Raw genomic sequence first — 25896 nt, 5'->3', positions numbered from 1 at the left:
CCACGCAGAACCACGATCAGTGTAGGCCTCCGGGAGCTGCTCGGGTGTTTCCGGTCGACGACCACGAGGTCGTCCGCCGTCTCGCAGGCACGCTCCGCTGGGCTGGGCCCCGCCGGCCGGGAGCACGGCCACCATCCGAAATGGACAGTAGTCGTCCTTCCCTTCACCTGGTGAGAACATCCGGCGTGGCACGGCGGGTCAGTACGTCGGCCACCGAACGCCGCGCCGTCGTCGCCGTCGGCTGGCCGTAGCCGACGCGCAGCAGCGTGTGGGCCTGCCCGAGCCCGTCGAAGATCCGGTCGAGCGCGTCCCGGGTCTGCGGTGTCTCGAACGGCTGGGACAGGAACGAGGTCGCCAACCCGGCCGCGGTGGCGGTGAGCAGCACGTGCTGCATCGCCATCCCGGCCCGGACCTCGGCGTCCGGCCCGCGGTCCCGGGTGAGGACGGCGGCCAGCACCGGATCCTGCTCGAATTCGCGCGGCGGCAGCGCGGGGTTGGCGTGCGAGGCACGCAGTGACACCGCCCTGGTCCCGTACGGCGGCGGCCCGGTCGCGATCGTCGGCACGCCGTCCGGGGCCCGGGCGTCGTGCCGCAGCCACGACGCGGTCTCGGCCCGGAAGGCGGGATCGTTCTCCTGCAACGCTTCGGCGCGACGCACGAGCGCCGTCACCGTCGAGTAGCGCCCGGACGTGTCGAGGTACTCCACCTGCCCGCCTTCCTGGAGCGCGGCGGACTTGAGCGCGACGCGGGTGGCGGGCGGCACCAGCCGCGCCTCGAACGGCCGGCGGTTGGTGTGCCGCCGGAACACGGCCTCGGCGAGATCGCGGTCGGACCGCGTGCTCTTCCGGTTGCCGTCGAGCCGGAGCACCGCGAGCAGATCGGGTTCACCCGGCTCCGGGATCGTCCGGACGACGGTCGCGAGACCGGCCGCCCGCAGGCTGACGACCGCGTTGAACGCGGCCGCGCCACAGGACAACCGCGCTTCCCGGGCGAGCGGATCGGCCACCCCGAGCACGCGCGCGCGGTCCAGCCACACCTCGATCGTCTCGCCGTCGAGGACGAACCGCCAGGGCTGGGAGTTGTGCGGTGACGGTGCGCGGACGGCCGAGGCCAGGGCCTGCTCGAACATCATCGGGTGCGGTCGGCTCATCGCGGGCTCCGGACGTCAGGGATCGATACCACCCGAGCGTCCCCGACAGCGACCCTCCCGCGCGTCGGCCGTTGGTCACCGGAGTCCGGGACCTAAGACCTCCAGGCTACGTCGACGAGCCGGCAGCCGTGGCTGCCCGTTGCCGTGCGGCGGGCCGGCTCCGGAAGGTCCGGAGCCGGCCCGCCCGGCCCGGTCACCAGGGGCGGTCGACCGCCCCGCCGGCGAGCGTGAACGTGATGTAGCCGCCCTGGAAGTCGCTGCGGTACACCCCGTTCACCACGTACTCGTCGGTCTTCGGGTAGTGCAGGTAGGAGTTCTCCCACCCGAGCGCCGCCCAGCGCTTGCGGATCTCGCCCTTCACCGCGTGCGCACCCGTGGCCACCGTGTAGTAGATCGAGTGGCCGAGGCTGAAGTGGTTGTACCGGCCGCGGCCGTCCGGCGTGCCGAGCCCGTCGGTCGTCGGGTAGCCGAGGCCGCGCTCGTAGTCGAGCGCCGCGAACTTCTTGCGGATCTCCCCGTAGAGGGCGTGGGCACCGGTGTTGACCGTGTAGTAGATCGAACCGATGTTCCCGCCGTTGAGGAAGTGGTTGTACCGGCCGACACCGTCCGGAGTGGACAGTTCGTCGGTCGTCGGGTAGCCGATGCCGCGTTCCCAGCCCAGCGCCTGCCACTTGTCGCGGATCAGGCCCTTGATCAGGTGCGCCCCGGTGGCCGGGGTGGAGTAGATCGAGGACCAGGCCGTGAAGTGGTTGTAGGTGCCGACGCCGTCCGGCGCGACCGTGGTGTCGTTCTCCGGAGCCCCGAGCGCGTTGATGCCCCCGAGCGCGACGTACTTGGCCAGGATCGGCGCGGTGACGTACTTCGCGCCGGTCGCCGCGCTCCAGTAGAGGTTGCCGTTGGCGTAGGCCCGGTAGTGGACCGCACCGTCGGTGACCTCGGCGGCGGTCGGCGCCCCGAGCTTCGTCCGCAACGCCGCGTCGGCGTCGTAACGCTGGTCGATCGGCGTCGCGTAGTTCGCCGTCAACGTCATGTCACCCGCGCCGACCGTGACGATCCACGTGGTGTCCGCCGGACCGCCCTGCCAGCCGGTGAACTTCGAGACGCCGTCGATGCCCAGCGGAGCGGCTTCGACGTCGAAGCTGGCCCCTTCAGCGACCATCGCCGTGTTGACGCCGCCCTCGACGGGGATGCTCAGCGCCGCGGGTTGCGTGCTGACCAAGGTGATCCGGTGCTCGCGGGGCCGCGCCACGTAGGTCTTCGCCGCGGTCACCCCGGCGCTGTCGGTCACCGTCGCGGTGAACTCCTGCCGCGAGTCCGGGTGCTCGGTGAACGGCAGCCCGAAACTCGCTCCCGTCCCACCGGCGCCGGGATGCGAGTGACAGGTCGCTTCGCTCGGGCAGTGCCGCACCGCCGACGTCCACGTGATCGGCAGCGTGCCGTCTTCGGCGTCGGTCGCGGTGCCGCTCAGGCCGACCTGCTGGCCCACCGCGAACGTCGCGGTGTCGCCCGGTGTCGTCACGGTGAGCTGCGGGGTGTGGTTGCCGGGCGCGACCGCGACGGTGGTCGTGCCGGTGGCCCCCAGGGGATCCCGGACCGTGAGCTTCGCGGTGAACGACTCCGTGCCCGCCGCGTAGGTGTGGGTCACCTTCGGACCGGCGTCGGCCGCCGTCGTCCCGTCGCCGAAGTCCCAGTCGTACTTCAGCAGATCGTTGTCGTAGTCGACCGACGCGGAACCGTCGAAGGAGACCGTGCGCGTGTCCGGATCGGTGGTCGACGACGCGGCCGCCACCGGCGCGGTGTTGCCGGCCGTATAGGTCAGCCGCCGCAGGTTGCCGGACAGGATGTCCGCGAAGACGATGTCGCCGTTGACCGCGGCCGCGAACTTCGTCGGGCCGCCGATGCCGGTGAAGACCGGCGGGTTCTGCGGAGCCTGCGTGAGCTTGCCCTGGTCGTCGTACCGCATCGTCCAGATCTTGTTCGTGACGTAGTCGCCGAAGAAGTAGGACCCGCGGTAAGCGGCCGGGTAGCTCGATCCATTGTAGACGATGCCACCGGTGACGCTGTTGCCCTGCATCGCGCCGTTGCCGTGCTGGTACTCGAAGATCGGCGGCTGGTTCGCCACGCCGGCGCAGCCCGCGAGACCGCTGTAGCCCGGCGTCGGGTGAGTCCCTTCCCAGCACGGCCAGCCCTGGTTGGCGCCGCGCTGCACGACGTCGACCTCTTCCCAGCTGTTCCAGCCGACGTCCCCGGCGACCGGCAGGCCGAGGTTCGGGTCGATGCTGAACCGGAACGGGTTGCGGAACCCGCGCGCGAACACCTTGCTCGCGGTCGAGCCCGGGTTGGCCGCGTCGTAGTACGGGTTCCCCGGCACCCCGTTGCCGTCGGGGGTGAAGTGGAGGATCTTGCCGTAGGGCTGGTTGACGTCCTGGGACCGCAGCGCCCCCGGGTCCACCTTCGCGAAGTCGCCGTTGTCGCCGATGGACATCCAGAGCGTGCCGTCGGCGGCGGCGATGACGCCGTTGATGCCGTGGACGTCGTAGATGCCGGGCACCTCCAGCAGCGGCTGCTCGCCGCTCAGCGCGGTGGGCGCGCCCGCGGTGTCCACGGTGACCGTGAACCGCGAAAGGCGCATGACGAAGCCGCTGCCGACGTTGAGCGACCGCGTCAGGTACACGCTGCGCGAGGTCGCGTAGTCCGGCGCGACGGCCACGCCGACCAGGCCGAGGTCGCTGACGGAACGGGTCGGCAGCGTCGCGATCGTCCGGCCCGTCCCGGTCGCGGGCACCCAGCGCACCCGGCCGTCCTTGGCCGTGGCGAGGACGGAGCCGTCGGGCAGGTAGGTGAAGTCGGTCAGCTGGTACTGGCCGAGTCCGGTGTCGGTGTCCCGCAGGACGAAGCCCGACGGCAGGGCCGCCGCGGCCGCCGCCGTGGACATGACGGGCAGTAACGCCCCGGTCAGCACCACCGCCACCAAAGCGTGACGAAGTGCGCGAAGCTTTCTCAAAGCCATTGCGAGTCCCTTCCAGGCAGTCGTCTATCGCCCGAACAAGGACGCCGGTTGCACCCGGTCGAGCGAATTGACCTTTTCGTGACCACCTGACCGAAGGGCCCACCAGGACGCATCGCCGGAACCCTCTTGGCTAAGCGCTCGCTTACACTCGACACGACCGGGGTGCGCCGTCTGGTCCGTCACCCGTGGGTGTGGCGTCTGAGAGGATCACCCGATGACGATGTCCCTGTCGGCCGAGCTGTGGCCCGATGTGCAGCCCGAGACCGCTCGACGGCTGATGCTGGCGGGGGTCGAGGCGTTCGCCGAGCGCGGGTACCACGCCACGACGACCCGGGACATCGCCGGCGCCGCCGGGATGAGCCCCGCCGCGCTCTACGTGCACTTCCCGTCGAAGGCCGCGCTGCTGTTCGCGATCAGCCGCTACGGCCACGAGCAGACGCTCGCGCTGGTCGAGAACGTCGTCGCCAAGGTGTCCGACCCGGTCGAGCGGATCCGGCTGATCGTCGAGGACTTCGTCGCCTGGCACGCGCGGCGCCACACGGTCGCCCGGGTCGTGCAGTACGAGCTGCAGGCGCTGCCCGAAGAGGAGTTCAAGGTGGTCGCCGAGCTGCGGCGCGGGATCGAGCGGATCGTGCGCGAGGTGATCACCGAAGGCGCCCGCGTCGGCGCGTTCACCGTGTCGGACCCGCACGTCGCGGCCCGGGCGGTGCTGTCGCTGGGTGTCGACGTCGCCCGCTGGTACAGCGAGCGCGCCCGCCAGACCCCGGCCGCGCTCGGCAAGGAGTACGGCAGCCTAGTGCTGCGGATGCTCGGGGTGCCGGCCTAGCCGTTGAGGTGCTGCTGCCAGTCGCCGGGCAGCCGGTCCGCCGGGCCGGGGATCGGCTGGTCCTCGGGGTGCGAGTCCGGGGCGGTCAGCTCGGGCCCTTCGCTGACCGTTTCGGTCTCGAAGTTCCAGAACCAGGACTCGCCGGGCTCGAAGCTCTGGATGTAGGGGTGCCCGGACGCCTTGAAGTGCGCGGTCGCGTGCTGCGACGGCGAGGTGTCGCAGCAGCCGACGTGCCCGCACTGCGCACACCGGCGCAGGTGCACCCACCACCCACCGGCGGCGTCGCACTCGAGGCAGCCCACCCCCGTTGGCGCGACCGACGGATCGATTCCAGGCACCGAACTCACAGTCACCCTCCGGGGTTGCCGACGACCACTCGTGACGAGCCTACTCGGCACGGCGCCCCTCAGCCGACGGCGCGCGCGAAGCGGTCGGCGATCAGCCGGAGCCGCTCCACCAACCCCTCCGGCGCCTCCTCGACGACGGCGAATCGGGCAGCCCGCGGCCCGAAAGCGTCAGGTGGCCAGGCGGCGAGACGAAGGCGAGGCATCGACCTCGCGCGGCACAGCCGAGAGCGGCCACGAACGCCGGCTCGACGTGTTCGCGGCGACCGGCCCGACTCACCGGCCTCGTCTCGTCAGCCGACGGCGCGCGCGAAGCGGTCCGCGATCAGCCGGAGCCGCTCCACCAACCCCTCCGGCGCCTCCTCGACGACGAAGTCGTACCCCCACTGCGCCAAGTGGAACGGCACCACGTCCAGGTTGTTCGCCCCGGTCCGGACGCGGCAGCTGTGGTCGTCGATCGGCTCCACCACGCCGCTCGTGGGCGAGATGCGCGTCGAGACCTCCGACGCCGGGGCGGCCACCCGCACCACCAGCTGGTGCGGGTACGGCGTGGTCGAGATCGAGCGCGACACGTACGCCGCGATGTCCTCGGCCGGCGGCTCGCGCGGGGTGAAGCGGAAGCTGGCCGCCGGCTCGCCGGTGATCCGGTCGACGCGGAAGGTGCGCCAGTCCTGTTTGCCGAGGTCGAAGGCGACCATGTACCAGCGCCGTCCCGTGTGGACCAGGCGCAGCGGCTCGACCGACCGCTCGGTCTCCGCGCCGGCGCGGTCGCCGTAGCCGAAGCGCAGGCGCTCGTGGTCCCGGCAGGCCGAAGCGATCACGGTGAGCACCCCGGCGTCGACCGTCGGGCCGCTGCCCGGCAGCGAGACCGTGGCCGCCCCCAAGGCGCCGACCCGCGGCCGCAGCCGGGCGGGCAGCACCTGCTCCAGCTTCGCCAGCGCGCGCACGGACGTCTCCTCGATACCGCTGACCGTGCCGTTCGCGGCCGTGCGCAGGCCCACCGCGACCGCGACGGCCTCGTCGTCGTCCAGCAGCAACGGCGGCAGCGCGGCCCCGGCGCCGAGCCGGTAGCCGCCGGCGACCCCCGGCGTCGCGTGCACCGGGTAGCCCAGCGAGCGGAGCCGTTCGATGTCACGGCGGATCGTGCGGACGTCGACGTCCAGGCGCGACGCGAGGTCCGAACCAGGCCAGTCCCGCCGGGCCTGCAGCAGCGAAAGCAGCCTGAGCAGTCGCTCCGAAGTGCCGTACATGACACGCAGTGTGCCAGACATCGAGGACAGTTCCGGTCCTCGATCGGCCGGATGGTGCAGTCGGATGGTCAAACACTTGCCAGGCACGGCTCCGGGCGGTGAGAGTGGCGCATGCCGATCGACCCTGCCGCCCTGCTCGCCGTCGCCCGTGAGGAAGCCGAACTGGGCCGCGACGAGGGCGGCGTGCCGATCGGGGCCGCGTTGTTCGACGCCACCGGCACCCTGCTGGGCCGCGGGCACAACCGGCGCGTGCAGGACGGCGACCCGTCGACGCACGCCGAGACCGCGGCGTTCCGCGACGCCGGCCGCCGCCCCCACTACCGCGACACGATCATGGTCACCACGCTCTCACCGTGCTGGTACTGCTCCGGGCTCGTCCGTCAGTTCGGTATCGGGCGCGTAGTCATCGGCGAAGCCGAAACTTTCCACGGCGGGCACGACTGGCTGGCCGGTCTCGGCGTGGAGATCACCCTGCTCGACGACCCCGCTTGCACCGCGCTGATGACGGAGTTCATCGCCGCGCGCCCGGACCTGTGGTTCGAGGACATCGGGGTCGAAAAGTCCACATAGGACATTGCTGGGACATTTCTGTGCGAGGAGCACGTATGCCGTCATCCGTTCCGCTCGTGGATCTCTCGCCGTGGTTCACGGGCACGTCCGAGGGCCGGGCCGAGGTGGCCGAACAGGTCGACCGGGCCCTGCGGGAGTCCGGCTTCCTGCTGGTCACCGGGCACGGCGTGCCGGACGACCTGCGCGCCGGGGCCCGTGAGCAGGCGCAGCGGTTCTTCGCGCTGCCCGAGGACGTCAAGCAGCGCTACGCCGTCACCGTCGGCGGCCGCGGCTGGCTGCCGCCCGGCGTCGAGGCCAACGGCTACGCCGAGGGCACCGAGACCCCGCCCGACCTGAAGGAGTCCTTCTCGGCGGGCGCCGACCTCGGCGTCGGCGTGGCCGAGATCGACGGGTTCTGGTTCCAGCCCAACGTCTGGCCGGACGAGGTGCCCGGGCTCGCCGAGACGGCCACCGAGTACATGCGCCGGATGCGGGCGCTGTCGGACCACCTGCTGGAGATCTTCGCCGCGGCGCTCGGCCTGGCCGAGAGCCACTTCACGCGGCACACCGCGCACCCGACGTACACGTTCAACATCAACTGGTACCCGCCGATGACCCACGTCGGCGCCCCGGAGCCCGACCAGTTCCGGATCGGCCCGCACACCGACTTCGGCACGGTGACGGTGCTCGACCGCCAGGCGGGCGTGGGCGGCCTGCAGGTCTACACGGCCGACGGCGAGTGGGAGGACGCGCCGTACCACCCGGACGCGTTCACGGTGAACATCGGCGACCTGATGGCCCGCTGGACGGGCGACCGCTGGCGCTCGACCCGCCACCGCGTCCTGCCCCCGGCGCCGACGGCCCCGGACGAGGACCTGGTGTCCCTGGTCTTCTTCTACGAGACCGACCACGACGCGCGGATCACGTCGCTCGCGCCGCCGCTGGGCAAGCGGATCTACCCGGAAGTGATCGCGTCGGACTACCTGAAGGACAAGCTCGACGCGATCACCATGAGCTAGCCGGCCGGCGCGTAGATCAGCTCGAGGACCCCCGACGGGAAGGCCGTGCTCTTCACCAGGCGCAGGTTCAGCGGCGTGTCCAGCTCGGGGAACAGGGCCGCGCCCCGGCCCGTGGCGGCGGGCAGCACCCACAGGCGGTACTCGTCGACCACGCCGAGCTTGATCAGCGAGCGCAGGAACTCGGTGCCGCCGGCGGCGACGAGGTCCTTGCCCGGCTCGGCCTTGAGCTTGGCGATCTCCGCCGCCGTGTCACCGCTCGCGATCCGGGTCTCGGGCCAGTCGTCTGCGGACTCCAGGGTGCGGGAGAACACGACCTTGGGGATCTCGTTCATGGCCTTGGCGGACGGGTGGTCCGAGGTGGGCCAGAACCCGGCCATGGCCTCGTAGGTGACACGGCCCATCAGGAAGGCACCCGCCTCCCACAGCCCGTCGACGAAGTACTTCTCCTGCTCGGGATCGTCGACGCCCATCATGACGTCCCGGATTCCGTTGTCCGCGTCGGCGCTCTTGCCGTCGATCGAACAGTAGAACCCCAAGATCAGCTTCCGCATCAGGTGCCTCCTCGCGCGTGCTCTTCGTGCGAGACGGTAGGCAGCCCCGACGGGGACGGGTCCCCGCTACGCCGGATCCGCGCAGAACGTCCGGTTGCGCCCCGCGGCCTTCGCGCGCAGCAACGCCGCCTCCGCGGCCCGGAGCGCGTCGGCCAGCGGCTCGTCGGCCGCGCAGCCCGCGACGCCGATCGACACCGTCACGCCGACGAACTGCGGGCCGTCGCCCGACGCCTTCAACGCCACCAGCGTCGAGGCGATCCGCAGCCGGATGCGCTCGGCGATCGCCATCGCGTCGAACCGGCCGGTGCCGGGCAGCAGGACCGCGAACTCCTCGCCGCCGGAGCGGCCCACGAGATCCGCGGCGCGGACCTCGTCGCGCAGGGTGTCGGCGACCGCGCGCAGCACGGCGTCGCCGATGCGGGCGCCGTAGCGGTCGTTGAGCTGGCGGAAGTGGTCGAGGTCGAGCAGCAGCAGGGCCTGGCCGGGACCGTGCCGGCCGAGGCGCGTGACCTCGGCTTCGGCCGCGCCGCGCCACGACGCGGCGGTCAGCACGCCGGTGCCGGGATCGAGGGTGACGTGCTCGCGGCGGCCGCGGCCCAGGCCGCCGCGGTGCAGCACGACGGTGGCGCCGGCCAGGAACGGCACGAACAGCGGGGCGGCCAGCGCGGCCCAGCCGAACAGGACGCCGAACGCCGTCATCGCGGCGTCGAAGGCGTGCCCCGGAGCGGCGTCGCGGGGCGGGCGGGGGCCGTCGGCGGCGGTCACGAGCGCGGCGTTGACGGCGAGGAACGCCAGCCCGGCGAGGACGAGCAGGGCGACGGTGCGGGCGTCGAGGGTCGCGGCGAGCGGCTTGACCCCGGTCGCGGTGAGGAACGCCCCGGCGACGAGTCCCGCCAGCGCGGTCGACGCGGCGCCGAACACCTGGCGGTACACGGGTCTTCTGCGGACCCGGAACCATTGGTGCAGCGCGGCGAGCACGACCAGCGCGACGGCGAGCCCCGGCCGGAGCACGACCACCCCGGCGAAGACCCACGGCGTGTCGACGCCGGGCCCGAGCAGCGTGTCCTCACGGTGGCGTTCCACCGGCCGCGACAGCTCCGCGGTGACCAGCATCCCGCCCGCGAGCAGGGCGAACGGCGGCAGCATCGAGGCGAGCGGCGGGAACCGGACGGCGGCGAGGGCCACGGCGGCGACGGCGAGCACGTCCACCACGACGACAAAACAGACCTGGGTCCGGCGGGGCAGGCGCCACAGCGCCCAGCGCTGCAGCGGCACGGCGAGCAGGGACCGGCCGGGTCGGCGTCCCCCGCCGGCTGCGACCGTGGAATCCCCCACCATTTCGGCAAACTAGCCGGAATGCCGCGCCCTGTCACTCCGCCTTCAGGGGAATCTCACCTCGCCGCGGATTCCGGGACGCACGGGAGCCGCGCGCGCACGGTGCGTCATATTTCCGACCGAAGAAGGGTTGACACGCCACATTGGTCTAGTCCACTGTGTGGTGGCACAGCGCTCCTCCCGGGATGATCCCGCCGCCTCAAACCGGAGGTGCTCCATCCTTTTTCGTTTGGAGGACCCCATGAAATCAGTGCGCCGTCTGGTGACCCTAGCGGTCGCCGCCGGAGCCGCGATGGCGACGGCGGTGGGCCTCGCCCCGCAGGCCATGGCCGCGGTCGACCCGGTGCTCGCTTCCCCCTACCTGTACCAGTGGGGCGGCCAGACCAGCCCCACCGCGGCGATGTCCGCGACCGGGGTGAAAGCGTTTACCCTCGCCTTCGTGCTGTCCGACGGGACGTGCAACCCCAAGTGGGACGGCAGCCGTTCGCTGACCGGCTCGGACAAGACGCTGATCACGAACATCCGCAACGCGGGCGGGGACGTCATCCCCTCCTTCGGCGGCTGGTCCGGCACCAAGCTCGGCTCGAAGTGCACGTCGGCTTCGGCGCTGGCGGGCGCGTACCAGAAGGTCATCGACGCCTACGGGCTCAAGGCGATCGACCTGGACATCGAGAACACCGACGAGTTCCAGAACAACACGGTGCAGGACCGCATCCTCAACGCGGTCAAGCTGACCAAGCAGGCCAACCCGAACCTGAAGGTCGTCATCACCATCGGCACCACGACGACCGGCCCCGACAGCTACGGCAAGCGCCTGATCAACCAGGCCAAGGCGATCGGCGCCCCGGTCGACGTCTGGTCGGTCATGCCGTTCGACTTCTCCAGCGGCGGTGACATGGCCGCCATGACGAAGTCCGCGGTCGACGGGCTGAAGAACCAGCTCAAGACGACGTTCGGCTACACCGACGACACGGCGTACCGGCACAGCGGCCTCTCCTCGATGAACGGCAAGACCGACAACGCGGGCGAGACGGTCACGGTGGCGAACTTCAACTCCATCCGCGGTTACGCGACGAGCCACCACCTGGGCCGCTTCACGTTCTGGGCCACCAACCGCGACTGCAGCGGCGGCGGCGAGTGCAGCGGAATCACGCAGGACAAGTACGCGTTCACCAAGATCGTCGCCGGTTACACCGGCTGACACAGCGCCCGTAGTGGGGCAGTCGAGGGCCCTCTCACCGGCATCGGGGTCGGTGAGAGGGCCTTCGCGGTTTCTTGGGTTTCCGCTCAGCGGGAAGTGCCGCCGGATTCGGTTTCCGGTGAGCGGGAACCGAGTTTTCGTTCGCGAGCCGCCGGCGGACGCTGCGGCCTCAGCGGGTGTGACCGCCGTGGTGGTCGCCGCCGCCGTAGGTCGAGTAGCCCGGGTTCAGCGTGCTCAAGTCCACTGTGGTCGGTGGTGGCACCGTGGTCGTCGGGGGCGGGATCACCACCGTCGACACAGCAGGCGTCGGCGTCGGTGTCGGCGTCCGCTGGGCCTGCATGACCACCGGGGACGGCGTGGTCGTCTGCGTGGGCACCGCGAGCGCGCTCGACGTCGGCGTGCCGGTGGCCGGCTGCAGCTGCGGGAAGGGCGTGGTTCCCGGGACGGGGTCGGGCCGCACCACCAGCGCGAGCACCAGCCCGCCCAGCACCACGGTCACCGCCGACGCCAGCGCGATCCGGCTCGCCACGCCGCCCGGCTCGCCGTTCCGCCGGGCCGCCACGCGGGCCGAGCGCGAGCCCGGTTTCCGCGGCCGGACCCCTGCCTGCCGGAGCAGTTCGTCGACCGAGACCCGGTCCCGCCGCCTGCGCGCGCTGCGCGTCATGAACGACCTCCACCCCTTCGCTGATCCCGCTGGATATTAGGAACCGGCGCCGGAATTGTAAACGTGCTGATCGCAGCCCTCTCGTTATCGTTTCGAGACATCCGGAACGCGATTCCGGCCGTAGTCGTCAACAAGGAGTTCAGCGACGCAGCAGCCCCGCCACCCGGCGGGTCACGGGCGTGAACTCGGGCAGCTTCACCAGCGCCAGGAGGCCGAACGGCACCGCGATCCCGAGCAGGCCCTGGATCGGCAGCTTCACCCACGCCGCGGGGATCACGCCGAGCGAGCCCGGCACGGCGTAGCCGGCGAGCACCGCGGCCAGCACCCCGAGCCCGCTCACGCCCAGGGTGATGAGCCCGACCCGCAGCGAGCGGCGGCTGCGCAGGTGCCCGAGCCGCACCCACAGCCAGACCTGGCCGAGCACGGCGCCGACGACGAACCCCGCGCCGTTGACCAGCATGACGCCGTAGACGATGTGCTCACCGTCGAGCAGCCCGCGGCAGAGGAACAGCAGCGGGATCTTCACCGCGGTCATCACGAGCATGATCAGCGTGGGCGTGCGGGCGTCCTTCATCGCGTAGAACACCCGCAGCTGCAGCATCACCAGCGCGTACGGCAGCAGCCCGACCGCGGAGACGGCGAGGGTCTGGCCGAGCCGCTCGGCGTCGTCGAGGGTGCCGCGGCCCCAGGTGAAGATCGCGACGCCGATCGGCGTGCCGACGACGGCCAGCGCGGCGGAGATCGGCACGAAGAGCACCGTGGAGATGCGAGAGGCGAGCGAAAGGTCGCCGACGAGCCGCGCGGTGTCGCCGTCCGCGGCGGCCCGGCTCATCCGCGGCATCAGCGCGGTCAGCAGCGAGACGCCGAGGATGCCGTACGGCAGCTGGAAGAGCAGCGACGCGTAGCTGTAGGCGGTGACGCCCCCGCCGGTGCCGCCGGTCAGCACCCGCGTCGTGACGACGAATCCGACGTGGCTCACCACGACGTACCCGAGGATCCACGCGGCGAGCCCGCCGAACTCCTTCATCCGCGGGTCGAAACCCCAGCGCCAGCGGAACCGGAAGCCGGTGCGCAGCAACGCCGGGATGAGCACCAGCGCCTGCACGACGATGCCGAGCGTGGTGCCGAAGCCGAGCACGAGCAGCTTCGGGTCGCTCATCCGCACCGGGTTGAGCGTCAGCTCCCCCGGCATCAGCGCGAACACGACCAGCGTGGCGGTGACGACGACGTTGTTCAGCACCGGCGCCCAGGCCGGCGGGCCGAACACGTTCTGGGCGTTGAGGATGGCCGACATCAGCGCGAACAACCCGTAGAACAGGATCTGCGGCAGCAGCAGGTAGGCCAGCGCGGTGGTGAGCCCGGGGTTGGCCTCCGCTGACGATTTGTCGACGTAGAGCGCGGTGAACAGCGGCGCGATGGCCACCGCGACGGCCGTCCCGACGGTGAGCAGCACCAGCGCCATCGAGAGGAGCCGCTGCGTGTAGGCCCGGCCGCCGTCGGCGTCGTCCTGCGAGCGGACCAGCAGCGGCACCACGACGCTGGCCAGCACGCCGCCGAAGAGCAGCTCGAACACGATGTTCGGCAGGGTGTTGGCGACGGTGAAGGCGTCGTTGACGATCCCGGTGCCGACCACGGCGGCGAGCAGCAGCTTGGCGACGAAGCCGGTGATCCGGCTGACGGTCGAGGCGATCGCCATCCGCCCGCTCGAGCGGGCCAGCGAGGCGCCGGCCCCTTCGCTGCGACCGGCCGACACCGGCGACGCGGGTGGCCTCGCGACGATCTGGGTGGCGAACTCGTCGTACGGCCGCCGGGAGACGTCGAGGTCGCGGGTCGGCCAGTGGTGGCCGCGCAAGTCACTGGGGAGGAAGATCGTCGCTTCCTCGTCCCCCGGCTTCGTGGCCGGGGGGTCCTGATCCGCCATGGCACCACACTGCCAGGTCAGGGCCCTGAGCGGGTACGGCGGTGGTCACCGAACGTGCGAGCGAACGGCGCGACGCTCAGTGACGGCGGCTCCGGGGCTCAGGCGGCGAGGGTGATCTCCAGCGCGGCCCGGCCGGCCTCGGTCAGTTCGGCCGCGACGCGCCCGACGGCACCGTCGGCGGCGGGACGCACGTAGCCGCCGTGGGCCAGCGCGTGCGCGGTCATCTGATCGCAACAGGCGAATCCGTCTACGAAGAGGTCCGGTTCGCAGCTGCACGACATCTCAGCACGCCCGGCTGCCACCGCCCTCAGCATCGCCATCGCGCGGTGGGTGAGCTCGACTCCTGAACCGGACACCGGACTGCCTTTCTGCTTCGTGAACTACTACTACGAGTCATCGTCCATTGGGCCAATTGTGTTAGCTACAGCACTAGGACGTTTACTAGACCTTGGCGGTTCCGGCCAGTCGGCGGAGCGGGGCCCGGGCGCGGTCAACGGGCCGGAAAGTGGCCTGGACCAGTGCGTCAGTGCCGCCGGGTCAGCTCGCGGCTTCAGCCATGCGGAGTTCGAGGGTCTGCGCCCACTCGCGGACGATCTGACGCCGCCGCCGGGTGTCGTCGGTCAGCAGGTTGGCCAGACCCAGGCCGCGGGCGAGGTCGAGCGTGGCCTGGACCAGCTCGCGCACCCCCGGCCGGGACTCGTCGACGCCCAGCAGCTCGACGGTCACCCGGTGCGCCTCACGGCCGACCCGGGCCTCCAGGGGCACCAGGACGTCCCGGAGCGCCTCGTCGGTGGCCGCGACCGCCCAGAGCTGCAACGCGGCCCGGAACAGCGGCCCGGTGTACAGGTTCAGCACCATCTCGACGACCCGCTCGATGCGCGACGACCCACTGGGCAGGTCCGCGGCCTGCGCGCGCAGTTCGTCGATCTGGGCCTCGCCCAGGAGGTCCACCGCCGCCGCGACCAGGTCTTCCCGCGTCGGGAAGTGGTGCTGCGCGGCGCCCCGGGAGACGCCGGCGCGTTCGGCGATCACGGCGACCGTGACCCCGTGCCAGCCGCGCTCGCCGAAGCTGTCGAGCGCGGCCTCGATGAGCCGCCGCCGGGTCGTGCGGCTGCGTTCCTGCTGCGGTTCGCGGAGCATCCGCTACGCCGGATCGACCCAGAAGTCGAGCTGGAGGTCGTCCTCGGAGCCCCCGATCCGGTACTTCGCGAAGTCGGTGACTCCTTCGGCGCGCAGGACCTCGTCGTCGAGGAAGAAGTTCCCGGTCGCCTCGCGGCTCGGCTTGGTGAGGATCGCGTACGCGGCGTCGGCCATGATCTCCGGCGTGCGGCTGCGGTCGGCCAGCTCGGCGCCGACGACGTTGCGGATCGCCGCCGTGTCGATCGTCGTGCGCGGCCAGAGCGAGTTGACCGCGACGCCATCTTCGCGAAGTTCCGCGGCGAGACCGACGGTCACCAGGCTCATCGAGTACTTCGCGATGCTGTAGGCGAGGTGGCCGGCGGTGAACCACTTCTCGTCGAGGCTGATCGGCGGCGACAGCGTCAGGATGTGCGCGTTGGCCGAGGCCCGCAGGTGCGGGATGGCCAGCTTGGAAAGCAGGAACGTGCCGCGCGCGTTGATGTCCTGCATCAGGTCGTAGCGCTTCATGCTGACCTGCTCGGTCGGCGTCAGGTCGATCGCGCTGGCGTTGTTCACGACGATGTCGATGCCGCCGAACTGCTCCACGGTCTTCGCCACGGCCGCCGCGACCCCGTCGTCGTCGCGGACGTCGCCGAGGATCGGCAGCGCGTGCCCGCCGGCCTTCTCGATCGCCTCCGCGGCCGTGTAGATCGTGCCGGGCAGCTTCGGGTGCGGTTCGGCGGTCTTGGCGAGCAGCGCGACGTTGGCGCCGTCGGCCGCAGCGCGCATGGCGATCGCCTCGCCGATGCCGCGGCTGCCGCCCGACATGATGATCGTCTTGCCGTCCAATGTAGACAAAGCGCCTCCTCGGGACGCGGCACTTTCACGTGAAAGTGCCGCCTCGGGTCAGTAGGACTTGGGCAGGCCGAGGCTGTGCTGGCCGACGAAGTTGAGCACCATCTCGCGGCTGACCGGGGCGATCCGGCCCAGCCGGACGGCGGTGACCAGCGTGCCGAGGCCGTACTCGGTGGCCAGGCCGTTGCCGCCGTGGGTCTGCACGGCCTGGTCGGTGGCGCGGATGGCGACCTCGGCGGCGGCGTACTTGGCCATGTTGGCCGACTCCCCCGCGCCGAAGTCGTCGCCGGCGTCGTAGAGCGAAGCGGCCTTCTGGGTCATCAGCTTGGCCAGTTCCAGCTCGATCTTGATCTCCGACAGCGGGTGCGCGAGCCCCTGGTGGGCGCCGATCGGCGTGCCCCAGACCTGGCGCTGGTTGGCGTAGGAGACGGCCTTGGCCAGCGCGTACCGGGCGATGCCGAGGGAGAACGACGCGCCCATGATGCGTTCCGGGTTGAGGCCGGCGAACAGCTGCGCGATCGCCGCGTCCTCCTCGCCGACGAGCGCCTCGGCCGGGAGCTTGACGTCGTCGAGGAACAGCGAGAACTGGTTCTCCGGCGCGACGATGTCCATCGGGATCACGGTGTACTCGAACCCGGCGGTGCCCGTCGGCAGGATGAACAGCGCGGGCTTGAGCCGGCCGGTCTTCGAGTCCTCCATCCGGCCGACGACGAGCACCGCGTCCGCCTCGTCGACGCCGGAGATGTAGACCTTGCGTCCACTGAGGACCCAGCCGTCGCCGTCGCGCTTGGCGGTGGTGGTGATCTTGTGCGAGTTCGACCCGGCGTCCGGCTCGGTGATGGCGAAGACCATCCGCTTGCTGCCGTCGGCGATGCCGGGCAGCCACTGCTTCTTCTGCTCTTCGGTGCCGAAGCGGGAGATCACCGTGCCGCAGATCGCCGGCGAGACGACCATGAGCAGCAACGGCGAGCCCGCGGCGGCCAGCTCCTCGAGCACTGCGGCGAGGTCGGCGATGCCCGCGCCCCCGCCGCCGTACTCCTCGGGGATGTTGACGCCGAGGTAGCCCAGCCGGCCGGCCTCGTCCCACAGCTCGTGGGTCTTCTCGCCGGCGCGGGCCTTCTTGGCGTAGTACTCGTGGCCGTACTTGGTGCCCAGCTCGGCGACGGCCTTGCGGAGCGCGATCCGCTCTTCGGGCTCGATGAAGTTCATCGCGTTCATGCTTCTTCTCCCACCACAGCTTCTCCGACCACAGCCAGAATTGTGCCGACTTCGACCTGCTGCCCGACGGTCACCGGCAGCTCCGTCACCACGCCGTCCGCGGGCGCCGCGATCCGGTGTTCCATCTTCATCGCTTCGATCCAGAGCAGCGGATCGCCCGCCTTGACCGGGTCCCCGGCCTGCACGGCGAGCCGGACGACGGTGCCCGGCATCGGCGCGACCAGCGAGCCCGCCGCCAGCGCCGCGTCCGGGTCGGCGAACCGCGGCGCCGCCACCAGCGCGACGGAACCGAGCGCGGAGTCCACATAGGACACGCCGTCGCGCCGGGCGACGTCGAAGGTGCGCCGCACGCCGGCGACGTCCAGGACGACCCGGCCGGGCTCGGCGCCGACCAATTCGGCGTCATATCCCTCGGCGCGCAAGCCGTCTCGGCCGAGCGTGTAGACGACCTCGTACTCGCGGTCGCCGACCGAGAAGACCTTGCGCTGCCCGGCGGACCGGACGTTGCGCCAGCCACTCGGCAGCCGCCCCTGTGTCGTCGCCGACGCCCGGTTCGTCGCGGCCTCCGCCAGCGCGGCGGCCAACGCGGACAGTCGCTCGGTGTCCACAGTGGCCAGTGGTGCGGCGAGGGTGTCGAGGCCGTGCCGGTCGAAGAAGGCCGTGTCGGTCTCCCCGGCGAGGAAGGCTTCGTGCCGCAGGATGTTGACCAGCAGGTCGCGGTTGGTGACGACGCCGTGGATCTTCGTCGCCGCCAGGGCCTTGGCGAGCCGTCGCGCGGCCTCGGCGCGGGTCGGCGCCCAGGTGATCACCTTGGCCAGCATCGGGTCGTAGTGGACGCCGACGACCGAGCCGCTGACGAACCCGGAGTCGAGCCGCAGCCCCGGGCCGTTCACGAACGAACGATCCACATCGGGCACGTCGAAGGTGTGCAGTGTGCCGCTCTGCGGCTGCCAGTTCTCAGCCGGGTCCTCGGCGTAGAGCCGGACCTCGATGGAGTGCCCCACGGTCGGCGGCGGGTCGGCGGCCAGCCGTTCGCCGTCGGCGACGCGCAGCTGCAGGGCCACCAGATCGAGACCGGTCACGTTCTCGGTGACCGGGTGCTCGACCTGCAGCCGGGTGTTCATCTCCAGGAAGTAGAAGCGTCCGTCCGGCCCGGCGAGGAACTCGACGGTGCCCGCGCCGACGTAGTCGATCGCCTGGGCCGCCTTGCGCGCGGCGTCGAACAGCTCCGCACGCATGGCGTCGTCGACGAACGGCGACGGCGCTTCCTCGACGACCTTCTGGTGCCGACGCTGGATGGAGCACTCCCGCTCCCCCACCGCCCACACCGTGCCGTGCTTGTCGGCCATGACCTGGACCTCGATGTGCCGCCCGGTCTCCAGGTACCGCTCGCAGAACACGGTCGCGTCACCGAACGCGGACGCGGCCTCCGCGCTCGCACCTTCCACCGCCTCGGCCAGCTCGTCGAGGGAGCGGACCACGCGCATCCCGCGGCCACCACCCCCGGCGGACGCCTTGACCAGCAACGGAAGATCCGCGTCGGTCACCGAAGCCGGGTCCAGTTCGGACAGCACGGGCACGCCCGCGGCGGCCATCAGCCGCTTCGACTCCACTTTGGAGCCCATGGTCTCGATGGCCTCCGGCGGCGGCCCGACCCAGGTCAGCCCGGCGTCGAGCACGGCGCGGGCGAACGCGGCATTCTCGGACAGGAAGCCGTAACCGGGGTGCACGGCGTCGGCGCCGGTGTCCGCGGCGGCCTTGACCAGCAGCTCGGCACGCAAGTACGTCTCGGACGGCGCGTTGCCGGGCAGCCGGACGGCCGCGTCGGCTTCGAGGGTGTGGGGCGCGGCGGCATCGGCGTCGGAGAACACGGCGACCGTGCCGATCCCGGCGTCGCGGCAACTGCGGAAGACGCGGCGGGCGATCTCGCCGCGGTTGGCGACCAGCAGGTTCTGGATCATCGCTCACTCACATCCGGAAGACGCCGAAGCCCTCGGCGCCCTTCACTGGTCCATTGTGGATCGCGGACAGGCTCAGCCCCAGCACGGTGCGGGTGTCGCGCGGGTCGATGATGCCGTCGTCGTAGAGCATGCCGGAGAGGAACATCGGCATCGACTCGGCTTCGATCTGGCCTTCCACCATGGCGCGCATGGCCTTGTCGTTTTCCTCGCTGTACACCTGGCCACGCGCCTCGGTGGCCGCGCGGGCCACGATCGACAGCACGCCGGCCAGCTGCGCCGGGCCCATCACCGCGGACTTCGCGCTCGGCCAGGCGAACAGGAAGCGGGGATCGTAGGCCCGGCCGCACATCCCGTAGTGCCCGGCGCCGTAGGACGCTCCCATGAGGACGGACAGGTGCGGCACCTTCGAGTTCGACACGGCGTTGATCATCATCGCGCCGTGCTTGATGATGCCGCTCTGCTCGTACTCCTTGCCGACCATGTAGCCGGTCGTGTTGTGCAGGAAGACCAGCGGCGTGTGGATCTGGTTGGCCAGCTGGATGAACTGCGCGGCCTTCTGCGACTCCTCGCCGAACAGCACGCCCTGCGCGTTGGCCAGCACGCCGACCGGGTAGCCGTGGATGTTCGCCCAGCCCGTCACCAGGCTCGGCCCGTAGAGCGGCTTGAACTCGTCGAAGTCGGAGCCGTCGACGACGCGGGCGATCACCTCGCGCGGGTCGAACGGCACCTTCAGGTCGGTCGGCACGATGCCGAGCAGGTCGTCGACGTCGTACACCGGCTCCGCGTACTCCGGCTTCGGCGTCGGCCCCTGCTTGGTCCAGTTGAGCCGCTTGACGATGCTGCGGCCCAGGCGGATCGCGTCCTGCTCGTCGACGGCCAGGTAGTCGGCCAGGCCCGAGGTCCGTGCGTGCATCTCGGCGCCGCCGAGCGACTCGTCGTCGGACTCCTCACCGGTGGCCATCTTGACCAGCGGCGGGCCGCCGAGGAACACCTTCGCGCGTTCCTTGACCATCACGACGTAGTCCGACATGCCCGGCAGGTACGCGCCGCCGGCGGTCGAGTTGCCGAACACCAGCGCGACCGTGGGGCAGCCCGCGGCCGAGGCGCGCGTGATGTCGCGGAAGATCCGGCCGCCGGGGATGAAGATCTCCTTCTGCGTCGGCAGGTCCGCGCCGCCGGACTCGACGAGGTTGATCGTCGGCAGCCGGTTCTGCGCGGCGATGTCCGCCGCCCGGTAGGACTTCTTCGCCGTCCACGGGTTGCTCGCACCACCCTTGACCGTCGGGTCGCTGGCCGAGACCAGGCACTCGACACCCTCGACGACACCGATGCCGGTGACGAGACTGGCGCCGACGCGGTAGTCGCTACCCCACGCGGCCAGCGGCGAGAGCTCCAGGAACGGCGAGTCCTCGTCGAGCAGCAGCTCGACGCGTTCACGGGCGAGCAGCTTGCCGCGCTTGCGGTGCCGCTCGACGTACTTCTCGCCGCCGCCGGCCACGGCCTTGGCCTGCTCGGTGTCGATCTCGGCGAGCTTCTCCAGCATCGCCTCGCGGTTGGCGCCGAACTCGGCGGCCCGCGTGTCCACTGTGGACCTCAGGGTGGTCATGAGGTGTATCCCAATCGCTTCGCGGCCAAGCCGGTGAGGATCTCGTTGGTACCGCCGCCGATGCCGAGGATCCGGACGTCGCGGTAGTGCCGCTCCACTTCGGCCTCGCGCATGTAGCCGAGCCCGCCGTGCAGCTGGACGGCCTCGTTGACCACCCACTCGGCGGCCTCGACGGCGGTGTTCTTGGCGAAACAGGCTTCGGCGATAACCTCTTCGCCCGACACGTGCCGGATCGCGGTCTGCCGGGCGTAGGTGCGCGCGACGTCGGTCTTGCGCGCCATCTCGGTCAGCTTGTGCTGCACGAGCTGCCGCGAGATCAGCGGCCGGCCGAACGTCTCGCGCAGCCGGCACCAGTCGAGCGTCAGGTCGAGCGCGCGCTGCGCGTGCGAATACGCCTGCACCGCAAGAGAAAGCCGTTCGGTGACGAATTGGGTGGCCACCTGGGCGAACCCGCTGTTCTCGGCGCCGACGAGGTTCTCGACCGGCACCCGGACGTCCACGTAGGACAGTTCGGCGGTGTCGGAGCAGAGCCAGCCCATCTTCTCGAGCTTGCGCGACACGGTGAAGCCGGGCGTGCCGCGTTCGACGACGATCAGCGACAGCCCGTGGGCACCTTCGCCGCCGGTGCGCACGACGGTCGTCACGAAGTCGGCGCGGCAGCCGGAGGTGATGTAGGTCTTGGCGCCGTTGATGACGTACTCGTCGCCCTCGCGGACCGCGGTGGTCCGGATCCCGGCGACGTCGGAGCCGCCGTCCGGCTCGGTGACGGCCAGCGAGCCGATCTTGTCCCCGGCCAGCGTCGGCCGCACCCAGCGCTCGATCTGCACCGGGTCGTTCGCCTCGGCGATGTGCGGGACGGCGATGCCGCAGGTGAACAACGATGCGAACAGCCCGCCGGAGCCGCCGGCGTAGTGCATCTCCTCGGCGACGACGAGCGCGTCGAGGTAGTTGCCGTCCCCGCCGCCGATCTCCTCGGGGAACGCGACGCCGAGCAGGCCCAGGTCGCCGGCCGTGCGGTGCAGGTCGCGCGGCAGCTCGCCGGCGCGTTCCCAGTCGTCGAGGTGCGGCAGGACCTCCTGCTCGACGAACCGGCGCACGGTCTTGCGCAGCTCGGCCCGTTCGGGCGTCCGGAACGGATCGGTCACAGGAGCACCTCGGGGATGTCGATTTCACGAGACCGCAACCACTCACCGAAGGCCTTCGCCTGCGGGTCGAACCGGGCCTGCGAGGCGACGCCCTGCCCGAGGATGCCTTCGACGACGAAGTTCATCGCCCGCAGGTTCGGCAGCAGGTGGCGCGTCACCGGCAGGTCGGCGGTCTCGGGCAGCAGCAGCTTGAACTCGGCGACGGTCAGCCGGTGCACCAGCCACCGCCAGGCGTCGTCGGACCGCACCCAGACGCCGAGGTTGGCGTTGCCGCCCTTGTCGCCGCTGCGCGCGCCGATGACGCTGCCGAGCGGCGCCCGCCGCACCGGCCCGTGGTCGAGCGGCTCGGGCAGCTCCGGCTCGTCCACATCGGACAGCTCCACAGTGGACGTCGAAGGCGCGATGTCGACCCGCATCCCGTCCGGCAGCACGGCGACGTGCGGCACCTTCCCGGCGTCCACGTAGGCCGCCGTGTAGACGCCGTACGGCGAAGCGTCCGACGGCGGGGCCGTGACGTGGAAACCGGGGTAGCTGGCCAGCGCGAGTTCGACCGCGGCGCTCGTGAACGCGCGGCCGGCGACCTTCGGATCCGCGTCCTTGACGGCGACGTGCAGCAACGCGCTCGCGGTCTGCTCGGTGTCGGCGTCGACGTGGTCGGTCCGCGCCAGTGTCCACTTGACGTCGGCGGGCGGCCGGTCCTTCAGCGCGCCTTCGAGCTGTTCCTTCACCAACGCGGCTTTCGCGTCGATGTCGAGTCCGGTGAGGACGAACGTCGTCTCGTTGCGGAACCCGCCGAGGGTGTTGAGCGCGACCTTCAGCGTCGGCGGCGGCGCCTCGCCGCGCACGCCGGAGACGCGCACGCGGTCGGGTCCGTCCTGGCTCACCGAGAGCGTGTCGAACCGCGTGGTGACGTCCGGGCCGGCGTAGCGGGCGCCGGTGATCTCGTAGAGCAGCTGGGCGGTGACCGTGCCGGTGGTCACCACGCCGCCGGTGCCCGGGTGCTTGGTGATCACGCTGGAGCCGTCGGCCTCGATCTCGGCGATCGGGAAGCCCGGCAGGCCGAGGGCGTGCTCGGTGAAGAAGGCGTAGTTGCCGCCGGTGGCCTGAGCGCCGCACTCGATGACGTGCCCGGCGGCGACGGCGCCGGCGAGCGCGTCGTAGTCGTCACGGGCCCAGCCGAAGTGCGCGGCGGCCGGCCCGACGATCACCGAGGCGTCGGTGACGCGCCCGGTGACGACGACGTCGGCGCCCGCGTTCAGGCACTCCGCGATGCCCCACGCGCCGAGATAAGCGTTGGCGGTCAGGGGTTTCCCGAGATCCAGCTCGTCGGCGCGGGCGACCAGGTCGTCGCCTTCGACGTGCGCGATCTTGACGTCGACGCCGAGCTTGTCGGCCAGCTCGCGCAGCGCACCGGCCAGCCCGGCGGGGTTGAGCCCGCCCGCGTTGGCGACGATCTTGACACCGTTTTCCTTCGCCAGTTCGAGGTTCTCCTCCATCTGGCGGAGGAACGTCTTGGCGTACCCGCGGTTCGCGTCCTTCAACCGGTCGCGGCCGAGGATGAGCATGGTCAGCTCGGCGAGGTAGTCGCCGGTCAGGACGTCCAACGGGCCGCCGGTGAGCATCTCGCGCACGGCGGAGAAGCGGTCGCCGTAGAACCCGGACGCGTTCCCGATCCTCAAGGCCGACTCTGTCATTGCCGCCTCCGGGGGAAAGAGTCCGTCGGCGGGGCGAACTGCCCCGCTTCCCTACCGGACCCCGGAGGCCCGGCGAAGGCCTGCGCGACGGTCAGCCACTCCTCGACGTCGGGGCCCTGCGCCACGAGATCGGTGTCGGCCGGGTGCCGCCGCTGGGTGACGACCAGGCAGAAGTCCACGGCGCTGCCGGTGAGCCGCTGCTCGGCGTCCTCGGGCCCGAACGTCCAGGTGGTGCCGTCCGGCGCGGCCAGCTCGACCCGGAACTCCTCGGCCGGCGGGGCGAGCGAGTTGAGCAGGTAGGCGAAGTCGCGGGTCCGCGTGCCGAAGCGGGCGATGTGCCATAGCCGCGCGGTGGGCTCGCGGCGCAGGCCCAGCGCGTCGTAGACGTCCTGGCCGTGCGCCCAGGTCTCCATCAGCCGCGCGGTCACCATCGACGCCGCGCTCATCGGCGGGCCGTACCAGGGCAGCTTCTGCTCGTCCGGCACCGCGGCGAGGGCCTCGGCCAGCCGCGCCCGCCCGGCGCGCCAGCGGTCGAGCAGCTCCCCGGGCGACAGGTCGGCGCCTTCGGCCGCGGCTTCGTCGACGTAGTGCTCGCCGACGGTGAGCAGGCTTTCGACCTCGGCCTGCCAGTCCTCCGGATGGGCCGTGGCGATCAAGGCCTTCCCGTCGGTCCAGGTCAGGTGCGCGATCTGGTGCGCGACGGTCCACCCCTCGGCGGGCGTCGCGCGCGCCCAGTCGGACGCGGGCAGGTCCGCCACCACGTCGTCGAGTGTCCGTGATTCCGCGTCGAGATCCCCGAGGATCACGCCGAGGTCCGCCATCGCCGCCTCCTTGCGTACTGCCGCCCAGCGTGGCACCGGCCTCGATAAAAATCAAGCACGCCTGATTGTTTCACCCCGGACGCTGCGGAGACACTATTGACATCTTGCCAGTAGTGTCGGTCTGCCTTAGTTTCATCGCCATGGCCGAGACCACCTACGCCGTCGCGGACCGGATCGCCACGGTGACGTTGAACCGCCCCGAGGCGCGCAACGGCTACACGATCCGGATGGCCGACGAGCTCGGCGCGGCGATGGACCGCGCCGACCGCGACGAGGACGTCCGCGTGGTGGTGCTGACCGGCGCGGGCAACGACTTCTGCGTCGGCGCCGACCTGTCCCAGGGCGGGTTCGACTTCGACCCGGCGACCGGGCCGGACGCGGCCTGGCAGGAACCCGCCGGCCGCTGCTCGAAGCGGATCTTCACGATGAACAAGCCGGTGATCGCGGCGCTGCAGGGCGCGGCCGTCGGCGCCGGTAGCACGATCACGCTCCCCTGCGACTACCGGCTCGCCTCCGAAGACTCGCGGTTCGGCTTCGTCTTCACCCGCCGCGGCATCTACCCCGAAGGCGCGTCGGCCTGGTTCCTCCCCCGGCTCGTCGGCATGGGCACCGCGCTCGACTGGATGATCAGCGGCCGCGTCTTCCCCGCGGCGGAGGCCCTCGCGAAAGGCTTGGTGCACCAGGTTTTCCCGACCGGGACGGTGCTCGACGAGGCGTACAGGCTGGCCCGTGAGCTGATCGCGAACACCGCGCCGGTGTCCGTCGCGGTCACCCGGCAGCTGCTCTACCGGATGGCGAGCGCCGACTCGCCGTTCCCGGTGCACGAACTCGACTCGCGGCTGATCGGCGGCCTGGGCACGAACGCGGACGCCGTCGAAGGGGTCATGTCGTTCCTGCAGAAACGGCCGCCGTCGTGGGGCCTGCGCGTCGACAAGGACCTGCCCGGCTACCTCCCCTGGTTGGACGCATGACCGCCTACCCGCCGCAGCCCTGGCACCTCGTCGCGGACGCGCGCGTCTCGATCTGGCGCGTCCCGGTGGCCGACCTGCCCGCGGTGCCCGCCGAACCGCTGGTGATCGCCGGGCACGCGTCGGTGTTCACGGCGTGGATCGACTACACGCCACCCGGCCAGCTCGCCTACCACGAGCTGCTGGCGGCGGTGGCGGTCAAGGGGCGCCGGGTCTCGTGCTCGATCACCGAGATCTGGGTCGACAGCGAGGTCTCCCTCCAGGGCGGCCGCGACCTGTGGGCGATCCCGAAGGACCTCGCCACGCTGGACTTCACGAGCGGCCGCACCTTCACGGCCACGGCGGCCACCGCGGACGACTGGATAGCGACGGCGGCGTTCAAGGGCCGCGCCGGCTTGCCGTTGCGGCTGCCGACGTCGTTCGACGTCGTCCAGGAGCGTGACGGTCTCCTGCGGACGCCGGTCGGCGCGAAGGTCCGCCCGCGTCCGGCGTCGGCGGACTGGAGCTTCAACCCGGGCGGACCGCTGGGCTACCTCGCTTCGCGACGCCCGGTGACGAGCCTCGAACTCCTCGCGTCCGAGATGTGCTTCGGCGCCTGACCGTCTTCCGGCGTGCCCTCTCGCGCCACCCGATCAAGCTCAGCCGGGCCGCCGCCCCGCGTTCCGCCCGGCCGAGCGGCGTGTCGGCCG

23 protein-coding genes are annotated in these 25896 nt (G+C 71.3%); 6 read left to right on the top strand and 17 right to left on the bottom strand.

Annotated features, from left to right (window positions below; genetic code table 11):
- Positions 1 to 163: 163 nt before the first annotated feature.
- Positions 164 to 1150: an Acg family FMN-binding oxidoreductase gene (locus OG439_RS03955; RefSeq protein WP_326947948.1), complete on the bottom strand. Its 987-nt coding sequence runs from the start codon at positions 1148 to 1150 to the stop codon at positions 164 to 166.
- Between the two features lie 193 nt (positions 1151 to 1343).
- Positions 1344 to 4160 carry a PQQ-dependent sugar dehydrogenase gene (locus tag OG439_RS03950; protein ID WP_326947947.1) on the bottom strand — a complete coding sequence of 939 codons (2817 nt, stop codon included), beginning with the start codon at positions 4158 to 4160 and terminating at the stop codon, positions 1344 to 1346.
- A gap of 214 nt (positions 4161 to 4374) precedes the next feature.
- Between OG439_RS03950 and OG439_RS03945 the strand changes: the two genes are divergently transcribed.
- A complete protein-coding gene (locus tag OG439_RS03945; protein ID WP_326947946.1) occupies positions 4375 to 4986 on the top strand; it encodes a TetR/AcrR family transcriptional regulator in 612 nt (203 codons plus the stop codon).
- Here the strand turns inward: OG439_RS03945 and OG439_RS03940 are convergent.
- Both OG439_RS03940 and OG439_RS03935 read right to left on the bottom strand, forming a co-directional pair.
- On the bottom strand, positions 4983 to 5324 hold the full coding sequence (locus OG439_RS03940) for a UBP-type zinc finger domain-containing protein (RefSeq protein ID WP_247049270.1): 342 nt from the start codon (positions 5322 to 5324) through the stop codon (positions 4983 to 4985). The genes OG439_RS03945 and OG439_RS03940 overlap by 4 nt on opposite strands.
- Before the next feature lie 299 nt (positions 5325 to 5623).
- Positions 5624 to 6580, bottom strand: a complete 957-nt coding sequence (locus tag OG439_RS03935; protein ID WP_326947944.1) for a helix-turn-helix transcriptional regulator — start codon at positions 6578 to 6580, stop codon at positions 5624 to 5626.
- 111 nt (positions 6581 to 6691) lie between these two features.
- Here OG439_RS03935 and OG439_RS03930 point away from each other — a divergent pair, with 111 nt between their 5' ends.
- Both OG439_RS03930 and OG439_RS03925 read left to right on the top strand, forming a co-directional pair.
- Positions 6692 to 7150, top strand: a complete 459-nt coding sequence (locus OG439_RS03930; protein ID WP_247049268.1) for a nucleoside deaminase — start codon at positions 6692 to 6694, stop codon at positions 7148 to 7150.
- Between the two features lie 35 nt (positions 7151 to 7185).
- A complete protein-coding gene (locus OG439_RS03925) occupies positions 7186 to 8148 on the top strand; it encodes an isopenicillin N synthase family dioxygenase (RefSeq protein ID WP_247049267.1) in 963 nt (320 codons plus the stop codon).
- On the opposite strand, the gene OG439_RS03920 is transcribed toward OG439_RS03925, so the two are convergent.
- Together OG439_RS03920 and OG439_RS03915 are read right to left on the bottom strand one after the other, a co-directional pair.
- Positions 8145 to 8699, bottom strand: coding sequence for a dihydrofolate reductase family protein (locus tag OG439_RS03920; protein ID WP_326947942.1), 555 nt, complete (start codon positions 8697 to 8699; stop codon positions 8145 to 8147). The two genes, OG439_RS03925 and OG439_RS03920, sit on opposite strands and share 4 nt — an antisense overlap.
- 66 nt (positions 8700 to 8765) lie before the next feature.
- Positions 8766 to 10037, bottom strand: a complete 1272-nt coding sequence (locus tag OG439_RS03915) for a GGDEF domain-containing protein (protein ID WP_247049265.1) — start codon at positions 10035 to 10037, stop codon at positions 8766 to 8768.
- A gap of 238 nt (positions 10038 to 10275) precedes the next feature.
- On the opposite strand from OG439_RS03915, the gene OG439_RS03910 reads away from it, so the two are divergent.
- Positions 10276 to 11235: a chitinase gene (locus tag OG439_RS03910; protein ID WP_326947941.1), complete on the top strand. Its 960-nt coding sequence runs from the start codon at positions 10276 to 10278 to the stop codon at positions 11233 to 11235.
- A gap of 169 nt (positions 11236 to 11404) precedes the next feature.
- Here the strand turns inward: OG439_RS03910 and OG439_RS03905 are convergent, their stop codons facing one another.
- The 11 genes from OG439_RS03905 to OG439_RS03855 form a co-directional block, all read right to left on the bottom strand.
- Positions 11405 to 11899: a hypothetical protein gene (locus OG439_RS03905; RefSeq protein WP_326947940.1), complete on the bottom strand. Its 495-nt coding sequence runs from the start codon at positions 11897 to 11899 to the stop codon at positions 11405 to 11407.
- Between the two features lie 139 nt (positions 11900 to 12038).
- Positions 12039 to 13820 carry a murein biosynthesis integral membrane protein MurJ gene (gene murJ, locus OG439_RS03900; protein ID WP_326947939.1) on the bottom strand — a complete coding sequence of 594 codons (1782 nt, stop codon included), beginning with the start codon at positions 13818 to 13820 and terminating at the stop codon, positions 12039 to 12041.
- A 98-nt stretch (positions 13821 to 13918) separates the two neighbouring features.
- Positions 13919 to 14176 (bottom strand): hypothetical protein, encoded by a 258-nt coding sequence (locus tag OG439_RS03895; RefSeq protein WP_326947938.1) that lies wholly within the window; start codon positions 14174 to 14176, stop codon positions 13919 to 13921.
- Between the two features lie 181 nt (positions 14177 to 14357).
- A complete protein-coding gene (locus tag OG439_RS03890) occupies positions 14358 to 14960 on the bottom strand; it encodes a TetR/AcrR family transcriptional regulator (RefSeq protein ID WP_247049261.1) in 603 nt (200 codons plus the stop codon).
- Positions 14961 to 14963: 3 nt separating this feature from the next.
- Positions 14964 to 15797, bottom strand: a complete 834-nt coding sequence (locus tag OG439_RS03885; protein WP_326947937.1) for an SDR family oxidoreductase — start codon at positions 15795 to 15797, stop codon at positions 14964 to 14966.
- 48 nt (positions 15798 to 15845) lie between these two features.
- Positions 15846 to 17012: an acyl-CoA dehydrogenase family protein gene (locus OG439_RS03880; protein ID WP_326947936.1), complete on the bottom strand. Its 1167-nt coding sequence runs from the start codon at positions 17010 to 17012 to the stop codon at positions 15846 to 15848.
- Complete coding sequence (locus OG439_RS03875) at positions 17009 to 18973, bottom strand: ATP-binding protein (protein ID WP_326947935.1); 1965 nt, start codon at positions 18971 to 18973, stop codon at positions 17009 to 17011. Before OG439_RS03875 ends, OG439_RS03880 begins: the two co-directional genes overlap by 4 nt.
- A gap of 7 nt (positions 18974 to 18980) precedes the next feature.
- On the bottom strand, positions 18981 to 20579 hold the full coding sequence (locus OG439_RS03870) for an acyl-CoA carboxylase subunit beta (protein ID WP_326947934.1): 1599 nt from the start codon (positions 20577 to 20579) through the stop codon (positions 18981 to 18983).
- Complete coding sequence (locus OG439_RS03865; RefSeq protein WP_326947932.1) at positions 20576 to 21724, bottom strand: acyl-CoA dehydrogenase family protein; 1149 nt, start codon at positions 21722 to 21724, stop codon at positions 20576 to 20578. The genes OG439_RS03870 and OG439_RS03865 overlap by 4 nt, the downstream gene beginning before the upstream one ends.
- A complete protein-coding gene (locus OG439_RS03860; protein WP_326947931.1) occupies positions 21721 to 23418 on the bottom strand; it encodes an acyclic terpene utilization AtuA family protein in 1698 nt (565 codons plus the stop codon). The genes OG439_RS03865 and OG439_RS03860 overlap by 4 nt, the downstream gene beginning before the upstream one ends.
- Positions 23415 to 24239 (bottom strand): TIGR03084 family metal-binding protein, encoded by an 825-nt coding sequence (locus tag OG439_RS03855; RefSeq protein ID WP_326947930.1) that lies wholly within the window; start codon positions 24237 to 24239, stop codon positions 23415 to 23417. Before OG439_RS03855 ends, OG439_RS03860 begins: the two co-directional genes overlap by 4 nt.
- Before the next feature lie 140 nt (positions 24240 to 24379).
- Here OG439_RS03855 and OG439_RS03850 point away from each other — a divergent pair, with 140 nt between their 5' ends.
- Together OG439_RS03850 and OG439_RS03845 are read left to right on the top strand one after the other, a co-directional pair.
- Positions 24380 to 25210, top strand: coding sequence for an enoyl-CoA hydratase-related protein (locus tag OG439_RS03850; RefSeq protein WP_326947929.1), 831 nt, complete (start codon positions 24380 to 24382; stop codon positions 25208 to 25210).
- Complete coding sequence (locus OG439_RS03845) at positions 25207 to 25806, top strand: acetoacetate decarboxylase family protein (protein ID WP_326947928.1); 600 nt, start codon at positions 25207 to 25209, stop codon at positions 25804 to 25806. Before OG439_RS03850 ends, OG439_RS03845 begins: the two co-directional genes overlap by 4 nt.
- Positions 25807 to 25896 lie beyond the last annotated feature (90 nt).

The organism is Amycolatopsis sp. NBC_01307, from assembly GCF_035975215.1.
Lineage (GTDB): Bacteria > Actinomycetota > Actinomycetes > Mycobacteriales > Pseudonocardiaceae > Amycolatopsis.
The sequence above is the reverse complement of the archived record's forward strand: the minus strand, read 5'-3'. Positions and strand labels throughout refer to the sequence as shown.